Raw genomic sequence first — 12,942 nt, 5'->3', positions numbered from 1 at the left:
CCCGGATGGCAGCATGGGGGCTGAAGGTGCAGGTATCCGGAGGAACGGCGAGGAGGACCCGGCGGTGAGTGTCGCGCCCGCAGAGATCGAGCGCCCGGAGGTCGAAGGCCTACCGGTGGCTGAGCCGGACACCCCCTGGGTGACCATCGTGCACAACGACCCGGTCAACCTGATGAGCTACGTCCAGTACGTCTTCCAGGCCTACTTCGGCTACCCGAAGGACAAGGCCCGGAAGCTGATGATGGAGGTGCACACCAAGGGTCGGGCGGTGGTCTCCAGCGGGTCCCGTGAGGAGATGGAGCGCGACGTGCAGGCGATGCACGGCTACGGCCTCTGGGCCACGCTCCAGCACGACTGAGCCGCGGGCCGCGCCCCGGGGTATCACCGAAGACGACGAAGACGGGCTGACCGATACAGATGGCTGGGTTGTTCGAGAGTGGCGGCGGCGGGAGTGCGGCGATCGTGCTGGACGAGGTCGAGGCCTCGATCCTGCGATCCCTGGAAGTGCAGATGCTGGAGCTGATCGGCCCCGGCCCGGGTGGTGAGGGCGGGGATCCGCTCGCCGCGCTGTTCGCCGAGGGGCCGAGCGAGGCACCCTCCGACCCGGCGCTGGCCCGGCTCTTCCCGGACGCCTACCGGGATCCGGAGAAGCCCCAGGACGCCGAGGGCAAGGCGGCCTCCGGCGAGTTCCGCCGCTACACGGAGCTGGACCTGCGCGCCCGCAAGCGCGAGGACGCGCTGCAGGTGGTCCGGGCGCTGGACGGTCTCGGCGGCGAGGGCGGGGTGCTCAAGCTGCCCGCCGGCGACTGCCCGCGCTGGCTGGGCGCGCTCAACGACCTGCGGCTGACCCTGGGCGTGCGACTGGAGATCACCGAGGAGGACGAGCAGGGTCTGTACGACCTGCCGGACACCGACGAGCGCAAGCCGCTGGTGATGGCGTACCTGTGGCTGGGGGCCCTCCAGGAGTCGCTGCTGGAGGCGGTCTCGGACTGAATCCCGCCCGGTTCCGGGCAGCCCCGACCCCACGTCCGCATGCTGGACAAGGGGTCGGGGCTTTCCCGTTCAAAACGGGCGAAACCATACCACTCCATGCTCAAATATCGCTCAGATGGACACCGCTATCCGGAGTCTGCGTGGTACGACTTCTCCACCCCACGAGACCCATCCAGGACGGTGTGCCATGACCGAGAAGCTCTACGACGAAGTGGTCGACACCAAACCGGACGAGGAGGGCTACGAGCGGGGGCTCGGCAGCCGCCAGATCCAGATGATCGCGATCGGCGGCGCCATCGGTACCGGCCTCTTCCTCGGCGCCGGCACCGCGATCTCCAAGTCCGGCCCGAGCCTGATCCTGTCGTACGCGGTGGCCGGCGTGGCGATCTTCGTGATCATGCGCGCGCTCGGTGAACTGCTCACCTACCGCCCGGTGTCCGGCAGCTTCGCCGAGTACGCCCGGGAGTTCGTCGGCCCCTTCGCCGGCTATGTGACGGGCTGGACGTACTGGCTGTTCTGGGTGGTCACGGGCATGGCGGAAACCACCGCGGCCGCCGTCTACGTGAAGTTCTGGGCACCCGGCATCCCGCAGTGGCTCAGCGCGCTGACGTTCCTGGTCATCCTCTACGCGGCCAACCTGATCTCGGTGAAGCTCTTCGGCGAGATCGAGTTCTGGTTCTCCATGGTCAAGGTCACCGCCATCATCGGCATGATCCTGATCGGCATCGGCGTGCTCACCCTCGGCTTCAGCGACGCCGGTGACACCGCGTCGATCACCAACCTCTGGAAGGACGGCGGCTTCTTCCCCAAGGGGATCGGCGCCACCGTGATGACGCTGCAGATCGTCATGTTCGCCTACCTCGGCGTGGAACTGGTCGGCGTCACCGCCGGCGAGAGCGAGAACCCGCAGAAGACCCTGCCGCGCGCCATCAACACCCTGCCGTGGCGCATCATGCTGTTCTACATCGGCGCCCTGGTGATCATCCTCTCGCTCGTCCCGTGGACCGAATTCCAGCCCGGCGTCAGCCCGTTCGTCGCCGCCTTCGGCAAGATCGGCATCCCCGCCGCGGCCGGAATCATCAACTTCGTGGTGCTCACCGCCGCGCTCTCCTCCTGCAACTCCGGCATGTACTCCACCGGCCGGATGCTGCGCGACCTCGCCCTGCGCGGCCAGGCCCCCGGGCAGCTCACCAAGCTCAACTCCCGCCGTACCCCCGCCGCCGCGATCACCCTCTCCTCGCTGCTGATGGGCGCCGGCGTCGTCCTCAACTACCTCGTCCCCGCCAAGGCGTTCGAGTACATCACCTCGGTCGCCACCGTCTGCGGCCTCTGGACCTGGGCGATGATCCTGATCTGCCAGATCCGCTACCGCAAGTCCTGGAAGGGCGGCCACCTCCCGCCGCCGAGCTTCAAGGCGCCCGGCGGCCTCTGGAGCAGCTGGGCCGCGCTCGCCTTCCTCGTCCTGGTCGTCGTCCTGATCGCCCTGGACAAGGACAACCGCATCTCGCTGTACGTCTTCCCCGCCTGGGCCGTCGTGCTGGTGATCGGCTACCAGGTGCTCAAGCGCCGCAGCCCGGCCGCCGTCCACGCCGTCGCCCACGACCACCTGCACGCCCGCAACGGCGGCTGACGGCCCGGCGGACCACGCCGTGGACGCCCCGGCGGGCAGCCGCCGGGGCGTGGCTATCCTGACCGCATGCTGACCATCACCCGAGAACTGCGCGACGCGATCGTCGCCCACGCCCGCGCCGACCATCCGGACGAGGCCTGTGGCGTGGTGGCAGGCCCGGCCGGCACCGGACGGCCGGAGCGGTTCATCCCGATGCTCAACGCCGCCCGCTCGCCCACCTTCTACGAGTTCGACTCGGGCGACCTGCTCAAGCTCTACCGCGAGATGGACGACCGGGACGAGGAGCCCGTGATCGTCTACCACTCGCACACCGCGACCGAGGCCTACCCCTCGCGCACCGACGTGAGCTACGCCTCCGAGCCGTTCGCCCACTACGTCCTGGTCTCCACCGCCGACGGCAACGGCCCGGACGACCCGTTCCAGTTCCGCTCGTTCCGCATCGTGGACGGCGAGATCACAGAGGAAGACGTCCAGGTCGTCGAGGCCTACCAGCCCTGACCAGCACCCACCTGGGCGCGGCCCGCCGACTGCCCACGCGTGGTCGGCGGGCCGGTGCCATCTCAACAACTGAAACAGAAACATCCGGATTGCGAGACGGGCATGTCTAAGCCAGGCCGGGAATCTATACGATGAGCCCATGCGTTCCGTCGATGTGAGCACCCAGGCCCCGGGCACCCGCCTCGTGGCGCGCCTGCACGTCGACCTGTGCCGGCTCGCCAGTGCGATCTGTCCCGGCACGCCCGCGCGCTCTCGCTGAGCCGCCCGCCCAGGCCCGCCGCACGCCCTGCGCCCCGGGCCCACCCCGCCCTGCCGCGCCCGCTGCGGCCCACCCACCTCACGACTCGCACAGGAGCGCACCCATGGCCATCGAGGTCCGCATCCCGACCATCCTCCGCACCTACACCGACGGCGCCAAGGCCGTCGAGGGCACCGGCAGCAACCTCGGGGAACTCTTCCAGGACCTCGACGCCCGCCACCCGGGCATCGCCGCCCGTCTGCTGGAGGGCGGCGAGCTGCGCCGCTTCGTCAACGTCTACCTCAACGACGAGGACGTCCGCTTCCTGGCGGGCATCTCCACCGCCCTCGCCGACGGCGACAGCGTCACCATCCTGCCCGCCGTGGCCGGCGGCGCCCGCTGACCGCCCGCTCTCCCGCCCGCCCCGCGCAGGCGGGAGAGCCGCCGCTCCCGACCCTCACCGCCGTTGCCGGAGGCCCCCCTTGCGTTACGACAGCCCGCTCGAAGCCGTCGGCAACACCCCGCTGGTCCGCCTGCCACGACTCTCCGCCGGCGTCCCCGGCAACACCGACGGCCGGGTCACCCTCTGGGCCAAGCTGGAGGACCGCAACCCCACCGGCTCCATCAAGGACCGCCCGGCACTGCACATGATCGAGCGCGCCGAGGCCTCCGGACTGCTCACCCCCGGCTGCACCATCCTGGAGCCCACCAGCGGCAACACCGGCATCTCGCTCGCCATGGCGGCCAAGCTCAAGGGCTACCGGATGGTCTGCGTGATGCCCGAGAACACCAGCGAGGAACGCCGCGAACTGCTGCGCATGTGGGGCGCCGAGATCATCGCCTCCCCGGCCGCCGGCGGCTCCAACACCGCGGTGCGGATCGCCAAGGAGATCGCCGCCGAGCACCCCGACTGGGTCATGCTCTACCAGTACGGCAACCCGGACAACGCCGGCGCCCACTACGCCACCACCGGCCCCGAGATCCTGGCCGACCTGCCCGGCGTCACCCACTTCGTCGCCGGCCTCGGCACCACCGGCACCCTGATGGGCGTCGGCCGCTTCCTGCGCGAGAAGGTCCCCGGCGTGCAGATCGTCGCCGCCGAGCCGCGCTACGACGACCTGGTCTACGGCCTGCGCAACCTCGACGAGGGCTTCGTCCCCGAGCTGTACGACGCCGAGGTGCTCACCACCCGCTTCTCGGTCGGCTCCGCCGACGCCGTCCGCCGCACCCGCGAACTCCTCCAGCAGGAGGGCATCTTCGCCGGCGTCTCCACCGGCGCCATCCTGCACGCCGCGCTCGGCGCCGGCCGCAAGGCCGCCGCGGCCGGGCAGCGCGCCGACATCGTCTTCGTCGTCGCCGACGGCGGCTGGAAGTACCTGTCCACCGGCATCTACACCGCCGAGTCCACCGAGGCCGCGGTCGAGGCGCTCCAGGGCCAGCTCTGGGCCTGACGCCTCACTGACCGGCCGACATCGCCCGCTGCGCGCGGGCCCAGATCTGCCGGTCCACCACGCCGGCCCGGCGGCGGAAGTCGGCGAGCGCCACCTCGCGCAGCTCGTCCGTCTCCAGCCAGCTGGTCCGGCCCTGGCGGTCGCCCACCGAGCCCGGCGGCAGCGGCAGCACCCCCGGGCGGTCGGCGTGGTGCTTGCTGGTGATCTTCGCGACGGTCGCGGTGCGGCCGTTCACCCGCAGCACCAGGCAGGGGCGGTCCTTCGTCCCCGGACCGTCCTCGAACGGCACCTGCGCCCACCAGATCTCCTGCGGTGCCGGGGCCTGCCCGCGCGACGCCCGCTCACGCGGGCGCGGGGCCGGACGGGACGGTGCCCCGCGCGCCCGGCGGAGCAGGGCCGACACGACCAACGCCAGGACCGCGACGCCCGCCACGGCCAGGACCACCCAGATGCCAGTCATGCGGCGAACCGTACCGGGACCGCGCCCCCTCCCACCACCGTGGCCACTGTGACGGTTGAGCATTTATCCGTACCCTGCTCCCGGTTCGTCACGGAATGACCACAGAGTCCGATCTGCGGTAAAGCCGCGCCCGAGCGCCGGAAAAGCTGACCACGCACGCCCCCACGCATCCCGGAGGCCCCCGTGAGCCGCAGCACCGACCTGTGGTCGTACGCCGAGATCGCCCGCCACATCAACGTCCAGCCGGAGACCGTCCGCAACTACCGCCGGCACGGCCTGCTCCCCGACCCGGACGTCATCGACGGCAGCGGCCACCCCCGCTGGTACCCCGACTCGATCAAGGCCTGGGCCCGTCGGCGCCCGGGCCACCGCTGAACCGCCCCGGCCCCCGTCGAACCGCCGCCCCGGCGTTCTGGTGATTCCAGCCACAGCGCGGCACGGAGACGGGGGCAAAGTGCCCCTCCGCCCTTACCCTCGACACACGCGAGGGCAGCGCTGCCGGCCGGTTCACCGGCCCCGCACTGTCATGACCAGCGGCAGCCAGGACGTGTCGGGGCGGAGGGGCTCGGATGAAACTGACCGTGGTGGGGTGCTCGGGGAGCTTCCCGTCCGCCGACTCGCCGTGCTCCAGCTACCTCGTGGAGGCCGACGGCTACCGCGTCGTGCTCGACCTCGGCAACGGCGCACTCGGCGCCCTGCAGAAGTACGTCGACCTGTACGAGGTCGACGCCGTCCTGCTCAGCCACCTGCACGCCGACCACTGCGTCGACCTCTGCGCCTACTGGGTCGCCCGCAACTACCGCGCCGAGGGCTGTCCCGACCCGATGCCCGTCTACGGCCCGGCCGGCACCGCCGAGAGGCTCGCCCGCGCCTACGACATGCCGGAGAACCCCGGGATGAAGGAGGTCTTCGACTTCCGCACCCTCACCCCCGGCACCTTCGACCTCGGCCCGTTCCGGATCGAGGTCGCCCAGGTCAACCACCCCGTCGACGCCTTCGCCTTCCGGGTCGGACACGAAGGCCGCAGCCTCGTCTACTCCGGCGACACCGGCGAGAGCGCCGAACTCGTCGAGCTCGCCCGCGACACCGACCTCTTCCTCTGCGAAGCCGCCTACATCGACGGCCGCGACACCTACCGGGCCGTCCACCTCAACGGCCGCGAAGCCGGCGAGCACGCCACCGCCGCCCGCGCCCGCCGGCTCGTCCTCACCCACATCCCGCCGTGGACCGACGCCGAGCACAACCGCCGCGACGCCGCCGCCGCCTTCACCGGCCCCGTCGAGATCGCCCGGGCCGGCGCGGTGTACGAGATCTGAGCGGGTCGGCGGCGGTTCGCGCGGCCACGAAAACATCTTCGGAACCACCTGCAACCTCCCGTCCCCCCGGACGTCTATCCAAGCGAGCGGCGGAGAAGCCGCTCGTAACGGCCGGGCCTGTCAGGCCGGCAACCACCCATGTCACCAGTACGTCCACGTCGTGCTGCCCGGAGGCGTCCGCGCCGGCCGGGCAGGTTCCGGGGGGAACAGCCATGCGTCAGAAGCAGCTCAACCGTGCCCTGCGCCGAATCCGCGGCGTCGTACCGGCCGTCGTCGTCACCGCCGGGCTGGTCGCCGGCGCCACGGTGACCGCCACGCCGGCGTTCGCCCAAGCGGGGCCGCTCAGCCTCGCCGTCCACGCCCCGGTCGTGATCGGCGCCGCCGGCGCGCCGGTGGAGTTCACCGAGACCATCGGCAACGCGGGGGACCAGGGCTTCGCCGTCGCGCTGGAACTCTCGGTCGAGACCTCCCTCGGGGCGCCGCGGGACGCACTCAGCCTCGGGTTCGTCAACTCCCTCGGCGACTGGGAGAACATCGCGCTGGAGTCCCGCACCGAAGGAGACAAGATCGTCTTCTCGGGCGTCGCGGGCAAGATCGTCGTCCCGCCGGGCGGAACCGACGTCCGCCTGCGCCTCGGCGCGCCCATGGGCAAGCCCCACGACGGCGCCGGCAACGGCGGCGTCGGCCCGGCCGTCAGCTTCCGCACCAGCGTCAAGGGCTGGTGGCTGGACCACCCGGTCGAGCCGCCGCTCTCGGACACCCACCAGATCAAGGTCGGCGCGGTCTCCAACGCCATCACCGGGGTCCCGCACACGGCCGTCGCCGGCGGCGCGCCCATCGAGTTCGACGCGGTGCTGCGCAACCCGACCCCGTCGGCCTACGTGAACCTCGGCAACGTGCTCTTCACCGACAAGGACGCCAAGCTCGAGGTGCGCGGCACCGACGGCCGCTGGACGGCGCTGCGCCCGGCGCCCCGCGGGGCGGCGGACCCGGGGCAGGTCGGCTTCTACCTGGACGGCCTCGACTCCTCGGCCGCGCCCAACAGCACGGAGTCCAAGCGGGTCCGGGTGAGCTACCCCGCCGGCACGCCGACCGGCCCGACCCGGCTGCAGCCCTGCGTCTTCGTCAACGAGCCGCTCGACCGGCCCTTCCTCGGCACCACGGAGTGCTCGGACAGCGCGACCGTCCAGGTCACCCAGGACACCGGCGCGAAGGCGGGCGGCACCGGCCCCGCCGCCCCGGCCAAGCCGAAGCCGAAGAGCACCGCACCCGCCTCCGCGCCGAAGCCGGCCGCCGACATCGCCGCCGCCCCGGCCGCCCCGGCCGCCGCGGTCGCGCCGAGTGCCGCCGCCTCGTCGGCCGCCGCGGTCGCGCCGAGTGCCCCGGCCGCCGCCCCCGTCTCGTCCGGAAACGTGGCCGCTGCGCCCGAGCCGGCCGAGCGGCTGGCCAGCACGGGCACCGACGGCGACCACACCGGCCTGTTCGCGGGCGCCTCCGCGCTGCTGCTCGGTGCCGGCGCCGCCACGTTCGTGCTGCTCCGCCGCCGCTCCGCCTGACACCCCGGTACCCCCTCGCCCCCTCCGCCCGGCCCCGGACGGAGGGGGCGACCCGTTCAGGCCCACCGGGGTCGGCCAATGCGGGTTCCCCGCGCCGGATCGCAGCCCGGCGTCCGTGGCGGGCCTCCTGCCGGTACGCCTCGGCGCCGCCCGGGCACCGGCAGGCCCAGGTGGTCGCGCAGTGTCGTCCCGGTGTACTCGGTGCGGAACACTCCGCGCTCCTGGAGCAGCGGCACCACCTGGTCCACGAAGTCGTCCAGCCCTCCCGGGGTGAGGTGCGGGACGAGGATGAAGCCGTCCGCCGCGTCGCTCTGGACGTGCTCGTCGAGCTGGGCGGCGATCGTCCCGGCGCTGCCGATGAAGGACTGCCGGCCGGTCACCTCGATCACCAGCTCGCGGCTGCTGAGCTTCTTCGCGGCCGCCACCGCACGCCACTCGGCGGCGGTCTCCAGCGGGTCGCCGATCCTGGTCCGGCCCTGGACGAGGGCGCTGTCCACCACCGGGTCGACGGTGGGCAGCGGGCCGTCCGGGTCGTGGTCGGAGAGGTCGATGCCCCAGACCTGCTCCAGGTAGGCGATGGTGGTCTGCGGCCCGACCTGGGCCCGGCGGATCTCGCCTGCCCGCTCGGCGGCGTCCGCGTCGGTGTCGCCCAGCACGTAGGTGACGCCGGGCATGATCTTCAGCTCGTCCGGCTTGCGCCCGTACGCGGCCAGCCGCCGCTTCACGTCGGCGTGGAAGGCCCGGCCGGCGGCCGGGGTGGAGTGCCGGCTGAAGATGATGTCGGCCGCGGCGGCGGCGAACTCCCGCCCCTCGTCGGAGTCCCCGGCCTGGATGACCACCGGGTGCCCCTGCGGCGGGCGGGGCAGCGAGAGCCGGCCCTCGACGTCGAACTGCGGGCCCCGGTGCCGGACGGTCTCGCCTCCGGCGTCCCAGAACTCCCGGGCCAGCCGGACGAATTCGGCGGCGCGGGTGTACCGGTCGGCGCGGTCGAGGTAGCCGCCGCGGCGGAAGTTCTCGCCGGTGAAGGCGTCCGAGGAGGTGACCACGTTCCAGGCCGCCCGGCCGCCGGAGAGGTGGTCCAGCGAGGCGAACCGCCGGGCCAGCTCGTACGGTTCGTTGAAGGTGGCGTTGACGGTCGCGGCCAGGCCGAGGTGGGTGGTGACGGCGGCCAGGGCGGCCAGGACGGTGATCGACTCGGGCCGGCCGACCACGTCCAGGTCGTGGATCCGGCCCTTCACCTCGCGTAGCCGCAGGCCCTCGGCGAGGAAGAGGAAGTCGAACTTCCCGCGCTCGGCGGTCTCCGCGAGATGGCGGAAGGAGGCGAACTCGATCTGGCTCCGCGAGGCCGGGTCCGTCCACACGGTGGTGTTGTTGACGCCCGGGAAGTGCGCGGCGAGGTGGATCTGCTTGAGCGGTCGGTCCGTCATCGGGTCACCTCGGAGGCGCTGGTCAGAGCGGTGGCGGCGGCCGGCGCGGCAGGCGCTTCGGCGGCGGGGGCGTAGCGGCCGGCCGGGCGGGCCAGACCGAGGTGGTCGCGCAGGGTGCGGCCGGTGTAGCCGGCGCGGAACAGCCCGTGCCCGCGCAGCGCCGGGACGACGAGGTCGGCGAGGGCGGCCAGGTCGCGGGCCGGGTCGGCGGGCACCAGGTGGAAGCCGTCGACGCCGCCGCTCCCCTCGGCGAGCTCGGTGGTCAGCGCGGCGACGGCCCTCCCGTCGGGGAGAGCGGCGTCGAGCCGGGCGAGGATCCGCAGGCTCTCGCCCGAGCGCAGCCGCAGTCCGGTGGCGGCGGTCAGCCGGGTCGCCCGGTCGGGGGCGTCGAGCAGGACGACATCGGCGTGGCGGATCGCCGTCGCCACCCGGGCACGCCCGCCGGGGGAGGCGTCCGGGGCGAGGTCCGCCGCGGAGACGGACACCGCGACCACCGGCCGGCCCTGCGGCGGGCGCGGGGTGATGGACGGTCCGCGGACGGAGAAGTGCGGGCCCTCGAAGTCGACGTAGTGCAGCTTGTCGCGGTCGATGAACCGGCCGGTGGCGGTGTCGCGGATCTCCGCGTCGTCCTCCCAGCTGTCCCAGAGTCGCGCGGCGACCTCGGCGGCGTCGGCGGCCTCGGCCCAGAGCACGTCGGCCGGGGCGACGTCCTTGCGGCCGAAGGCCCTGGCCTCCGCCTCGGTGTCGGACACCCCGACCAGCCAGCCGGCCCGGCCCTCGCTCACCCAGTCCAGGGTGTTGACGGCGATCGAGGTGTGGAACGGCTCGGTGTGCGTGGTGGTGACGGTCGGGACCAGGCCGAGCCCGCGCGTCCGCGGGGCGAGCCGGGCGAAGGTGGCGAGTGCGTCGAGCCGCTGCGGCTCGGGGGTGTAGGAGTCGTCCAGGGTGACGAAGTCCAGTGCGGCCCGCTCGGCGAGGCGGGCGAGAGCGGCGAAGTGCCCGGCGTCGAAGCGGCCGGGGCTGTCGAGGGCTGCGGACAGGTGCAACTGGCGGGGCATGGCGAGGCCTTGACTTTCCTCGTACGGGAGCGGTGCGAGCGCGGTGCGGGCGGGCACGCGGCGGCGGCCCGGGCGGCGGGCGGTCACGTGCGACGGGAAGCGCGGCCGGGGCGCGGCGGGGCGTCAGCCGGGCGGCGGCGGGGGAACGGTCAGGTCAGGCGCAACACGCCGCCGACCACACGCGACCGAAGTCGATGTGGCTGCGGGTGACCAGGATGCGCCGGGCGTTCACCGCTTCAGTTGACCAGCGGCCCTGCCGGTTCGTCAACCGTCGTCTCACCGCAGGGCTCCGGGGGTGGGACGGGGTGGGACGGGGAGGGAGGGGAGGGGCGGGGGACGGCGCGGCAGGGGCGGGGCACGCGAACGACCCCGCCCTGCCGCTCGGGGGAGCGAGCGGCAGGGCGGGGCCGGGGGTGCTGCGGGTCGTACCTCGGCGTCAGGCCTTGGTGACGTCCTCGATCTCGTCGTCGTCCTCGCGACCGGGGGTCTTGAGGTTGAACTTGACGATCGCGAAGCGGAAGAGGAAGTAGTAGAGCGCGGCGAACGCGATACCGATCGGGATGATCATCCACGGGTCGGTGGCCTTGTTCCAGGCCAGGGCGTAGTCGATCAGGCCGCCGGAGAAGGTGAAGCCGTCGTGCACACCGAGCGCCCAGGTGAGGGCCATCGAGACCGCGGTCAGCACCGCGTGGATGACGTACAGGGCCGGGGCGATGAAGACGAAGGCGAACTCGATCGGCTCGGTGACACCGGTGACGAAGGAGGTCAGCGCCAGCGACAGCATCATGCCGGTGACGGCCTTGCGGCGGTGCGGCTTGGCGGTGTGGGCGATGGCGAACGCCGCGGCGGGCAGGGCGAACATCATGATCGGGAAGAAGCCCGACATGAACTGTCCGGCGGTCGGGTCGCCGGCGAAGAAGCGGGTCAGGTCACCGTGGACGACGGTGCCGTCGGGCTTGGTGAAGTCACCGGTCTGGAACCAGGCGTAGGAGTTCACGAACTGGTGCATGCCGACGGGCAGCAGACCGCGGTTGACCAGGCCGAAGGCGCCCGCACCGAACGCGCCGGCGCCGATCAGGGTGTCGTTCAGGCTCTTGATGGCGTCGCCGATCGGGCCCCAGGTCAGGGCGAAGAGGACACCGACGGCGGTGCCGACGAAGGCCATGATGATCGGGACGAGACGGCGGCCGTTGAAGAAGCCGAGCCAGTCGACCAGCCGGGTGCGGTGGTACTTCTGCCACAGCACGGCGGAGAGCAGACCGATCACGATGCCGCCGAGCACGCCCGGGTTCTGGTACGTGGCGGCGGTGTACTTGCCGTCGGCGACCACGGCCTCGGTGACCGGGAACGCGGTCAGCACGTTCTTGTACACCAGGAAGCCGACGAGCGCGGCGAGCGCGGTGGAGCCGTCCGCCTTCTTGGCGAAGCCGATCGCGATGCCCACCGCGAACAGCAGCGGCAGGTTGGCGAAGACCGCGTCACCGGCGGTGGCGAACACCGCGGCGACCTTGTTCCAGCCGAGGCCGTCCTTGCCGAACACGTCGTCCTGGCCGAGGCGCAGCAGCAGACCGGCGGCAGGGAGAACGGCGATGGGCAGCTGGAGGCTGCGGCCGATCTTCTGCAGACCCTGCAGCAGGTTCTGGCCGAACTTCTTGGTGGGGCTTGGCGTGGCCGGAGCCGCGGCGGGCGCCGGTGCCTGCGCAGACTGACTCATGGGGGTGGGTTCCTAACGGCAGGGCGGGTCGGTCGGGGGTAGGTGCACAGGGGGCCGAACCGCGAACTGGTCTACACCACACGTGGTGTAGACCAGTTTTGTAGCACGGGTGGAGAAGGGGGGGAACCCCTGAAAGCGGTGCTGGTGGGAAGCGCTATGAAATCGAAACCTACTTGCGGATCGACGATCATGATTACCCGCCGTGATTGGCATTTTGGCTATTTGCGCAACAAAAAGAGCCGGCCGTCCGGCGGGGGCCGGTCGACGGGGTGGCCGGCGGGTGCGGCCGGTCCGGCGGAGACCGGACGGAGCGGGCGGAGGCGTCCGTGGGTGGCCCGGCCGGGCCCGGGAGGGGTGGGGCCGGGTGCGGACCGCCCGCGGGTGCGGTCGGGCGGGGGAGGGTGCGAGCGGATCCGACCTCCCCGGCCGCCGTCCGGTCATCGCCGCCGGATTGTCACCGCACTCCGTCGCGCCATCCCATTCGCCGCGAGAAACCCGTGGCGGCGCCCGTGCGGAACGACTGCGGCGGATTTGCCGGCCGGCCCGCCGCGCCGCCGCGGCGATCTTTCCCCCACCCGGCGCCCCCGCCGAAGCCGCGCCG

At 72.5% G+C, this 12,942-nt stretch carries 14 protein-coding genes; 10 read left to right on the top strand and 4 right to left on the bottom strand.

Annotation, left to right across the window (positions count from 1 at the left end; genetic code table 11):
* The first annotated feature begins 64 nt into the window (after positions 1-64).
* The 7 genes from clpS (at position 65) to ACZ3YO_RS31380 (ending at position 4,810) form a co-directional block, all read left to right on the top strand.
* Positions 65-358 (top strand): ATP-dependent Clp protease adapter ClpS, encoded by a 294-nt coding sequence (gene clpS, locus ACZ3YO_RS31410; RefSeq protein ID WP_148644646.1) that lies wholly within the window; start codon positions 65-67, stop codon positions 356-358.
* 59 nt (positions 359-417) lie between these two features.
* Positions 418-993 (top strand): DUF2017 domain-containing protein, encoded by a 576-nt coding sequence (locus tag ACZ3YO_RS31405; RefSeq protein WP_465576104.1) that lies wholly within the window; start codon positions 418-420, stop codon positions 991-993.
* Positions 994-1,180: 187 nt separating this feature from the next.
* On the top strand, positions 1,181-2,623 hold the full coding sequence (locus ACZ3YO_RS31400; RefSeq protein WP_465576102.1) for an amino acid permease: 1,443 nt from the start codon (positions 1,181-1,183) through the stop codon (positions 2,621-2,623).
* A gap of 66 nt (positions 2,624-2,689) precedes the next feature.
* Positions 2,690-3,121, top strand: a complete 432-nt coding sequence (locus ACZ3YO_RS31395) for a M67 family metallopeptidase (protein WP_465550164.1) — start codon at positions 2,690-2,692, stop codon at positions 3,119-3,121.
* A 139-nt stretch (positions 3,122-3,260) separates the two neighbouring features.
* Positions 3,261-3,380, top strand: a complete 120-nt coding sequence (locus tag ACZ3YO_RS31390; protein ID WP_327677307.1) for a putative leader peptide — start codon at positions 3,261-3,263, stop codon at positions 3,378-3,380.
* Between the two features lie 103 nt (positions 3,381-3,483).
* Positions 3,484-3,762, top strand: coding sequence for a MoaD/ThiS family protein (locus ACZ3YO_RS31385; protein WP_396322717.1), 279 nt, complete (start codon positions 3,484-3,486; stop codon positions 3,760-3,762).
* A 79-nt stretch (positions 3,763-3,841) separates the two neighbouring features.
* A complete protein-coding gene (locus ACZ3YO_RS31380) occupies positions 3,842-4,810 on the top strand; it encodes a PLP-dependent cysteine synthase family protein (protein WP_465576098.1) in 969 nt (322 codons plus the stop codon).
* 4 nt (positions 4,811-4,814) lie between these two features.
* On the opposite strand, the gene ACZ3YO_RS31375 is transcribed toward ACZ3YO_RS31380, so the two are convergent.
* Positions 4,815-5,270: a type II toxin-antitoxin system PemK/MazF family toxin gene (locus tag ACZ3YO_RS31375; protein WP_465576095.1), complete on the bottom strand. Its 456-nt coding sequence runs from the start codon at positions 5,268-5,270 to the stop codon at positions 4,815-4,817.
* Positions 5,271-5,453: 183 nt separating this feature from the next.
* Between ACZ3YO_RS31375 and ACZ3YO_RS31370 the strand changes: the two genes are divergently transcribed.
* The 3 genes from ACZ3YO_RS31370 (at position 5,454) to ACZ3YO_RS31360 (ending at position 8,142) form a co-directional block, all read left to right on the top strand.
* Positions 5,454-5,645 (top strand): MerR family transcriptional regulator, encoded by a 192-nt coding sequence (locus tag ACZ3YO_RS31370; RefSeq protein WP_465576093.1) that lies wholly within the window; start codon positions 5,454-5,456, stop codon positions 5,643-5,645.
* A 194-nt stretch (positions 5,646-5,839) separates the two neighbouring features.
* On the top strand, positions 5,840-6,586 hold the full coding sequence (locus tag ACZ3YO_RS31365) for an MBL fold metallo-hydrolase (RefSeq protein WP_396322713.1): 747 nt from the start codon (positions 5,840-5,842) through the stop codon (positions 6,584-6,586).
* Between the two features lie 212 nt (positions 6,587-6,798).
* Positions 6,799-8,142 carry a hypothetical protein gene (locus ACZ3YO_RS31360; RefSeq protein ID WP_465576090.1) on the top strand — a complete coding sequence of 448 codons (1,344 nt, stop codon included), beginning with the start codon at positions 6,799-6,801 and terminating at the stop codon, positions 8,140-8,142.
* A gap of 56 nt (positions 8,143-8,198) precedes the next feature.
* Here the strand turns inward: ACZ3YO_RS31360 and ACZ3YO_RS31355 are convergent, their stop codons facing one another.
* From ACZ3YO_RS31355 to ACZ3YO_RS31345, 3 genes are all read right to left on the bottom strand, one after another.
* Positions 8,199-9,569 (bottom strand): NtaA/DmoA family FMN-dependent monooxygenase, encoded by a 1,371-nt coding sequence (locus ACZ3YO_RS31355; protein ID WP_465576087.1) that lies wholly within the window; start codon positions 9,567-9,569, stop codon positions 8,199-8,201.
* Positions 9,566-10,627: an LLM class flavin-dependent oxidoreductase gene (locus tag ACZ3YO_RS31350; RefSeq protein ID WP_465576255.1), complete on the bottom strand. Its 1,062-nt coding sequence runs from the start codon at positions 10,625-10,627 to the stop codon at positions 9,566-9,568. The genes ACZ3YO_RS31355 and ACZ3YO_RS31350 overlap by 4 nt, the downstream gene beginning before the upstream one ends.
* Positions 10,628-11,063: 436 nt before the next feature.
* Entirely contained in the window at positions 11,064-12,341 is a 1,278-nt protein-coding gene (locus tag ACZ3YO_RS31345) for a PTS transporter subunit EIIC (protein ID WP_396322711.1), read from the bottom strand.
* Positions 12,342-12,942 lie beyond the last annotated feature (601 nt).

This window comes from Kitasatospora sp. NPDC022785, assembly GCF_055561295.1.
This window is presented reverse-complemented; position numbering and strand designations above follow the sequence as displayed.

Bases quoted from the DNA above. Each gene is read 5' to 3' on its own strand.
- ACZ3YO_RS31405 (WP_465576104.1), top strand. From the start codon at position 418: ATGGCTGGGTTGTTCGAGAGTGGCGGCGGCGGGAGTGCGGCGATCGTG.
- ACZ3YO_RS31400 (WP_465576102.1), top strand. From the start codon at position 1,181: ATGACCGAGAAGCTCTACGACGAAGTGGTCGACACCAAACCGGACGAG.
- ACZ3YO_RS31395 (WP_465550164.1), top strand. From the start codon at position 2,690: ATGCTGACCATCACCCGAGAACTGCGCGACGCGATCGTCGCCCACGCC.
- ACZ3YO_RS31390 (WP_327677307.1), top strand. From the start codon at position 3,261: ATGCGTTCCGTCGATGTGAGCACCCAGGCCCCGGGCACCCGCCTCGTG.
- ACZ3YO_RS31385 (WP_396322717.1), top strand. From the start codon at position 3,484: ATGGCCATCGAGGTCCGCATCCCGACCATCCTCCGCACCTACACCGAC.
- ACZ3YO_RS31375 (WP_465576095.1), bottom strand. From the start codon at position 5,270: ATGACTGGCATCTGGGTGGTCCTGGCCGTGGCGGGCGTCGCGGTCCTG.
- ACZ3YO_RS31365 (WP_396322713.1), top strand. From the start codon at position 5,840: ATGAAACTGACCGTGGTGGGGTGCTCGGGGAGCTTCCCGTCCGCCGAC.
- ACZ3YO_RS31360 (WP_465576090.1), top strand. From the start codon at position 6,799: ATGCGTCAGAAGCAGCTCAACCGTGCCCTGCGCCGAATCCGCGGCGTC.
- ACZ3YO_RS31355 (WP_465576087.1), bottom strand. From the start codon at position 9,569: ATGACGGACCGACCGCTCAAGCAGATCCACCTCGCCGCGCACTTCCCG.
- ACZ3YO_RS31350 (WP_465576255.1), bottom strand. From the start codon at position 10,627: ATGCCCCGCCAGTTGCACCTGTCCGCAGCCCTCGACAGCCCCGGCCGC.
- ACZ3YO_RS31345 (WP_396322711.1), bottom strand. From the start codon at position 12,341: ATGAGTCAGTCTGCGCAGGCACCGGCGCCCGCCGCGGCTCCGGCCACG.